1 protein-coding gene and 2 tRNA genes are annotated in these 421 nt (G+C 51.8%); all 3 read right to left on the reverse strand.

Annotated features, from left to right (window positions below; translation table 11 throughout):
- The coding region (locus tag L991_RS17345; RefSeq protein WP_047392346.1) for a GTP-binding protein at positions 1–85 on the reverse strand (85 nt) is incomplete at its 3' end.
- Positions 86–142: 57 nt separating this feature from the next.
- A tRNA-Thr gene (locus L991_RS12275) sits at positions 143–217 on the reverse strand.
- 10 nt (positions 218–227) lie between these two features.
- Positions 228–301: transfer RNA gene (locus L991_RS12280), tRNA-Gly, on the reverse strand.
- Positions 302–421: the final 120 nt, after the last annotated feature.

Here is a 421-nt window from a genome sequence, read left to right on the forward strand (position 1 = left end):
TCAGAGTGGTTTTACCGTGGTCAACGTGACCGATGGTACCTACGTTAACGTGCGGCTTGGTCCGCGTAAACTTTTCCTTAGCCATCGCTTTATTTCCTTCTCGAGAACTTGAAATAACAGATTAATGACGCATTGAAATGAATGGTGCTGATGGGGGGAATTGAACCCCCGACCTCTCCCTTACCAAGGGAGTGCTCTACCCCTGAGCTACATCAGCATTTAATCATTGGAGCGGGTGAAGGGAATCGAACCCTCGTCGTAAGCTTGGAAGGCTTCTGCTCTACCATTGAGCTACACCCGCGGCTTAATACTCAATTCGTTCTACCACACCCGCTTAGGGGGCAACTGGTGGGGAGGGAAGGATTCGAACCTTCGAAGGCTAAGCCGCCGGAGTTACAGTCCGGACCCGTTGACCGCTTGG

Origin of the sequence: Chitinibacter sp. ZOR0017, from assembly GCF_000799095.1 — a bacterium.
Taxonomy (GTDB): Bacteria; Pseudomonadota; Gammaproteobacteria; order Burkholderiales; family Chitinibacteraceae; genus Chitinibacter; species Chitinibacter tainanensis.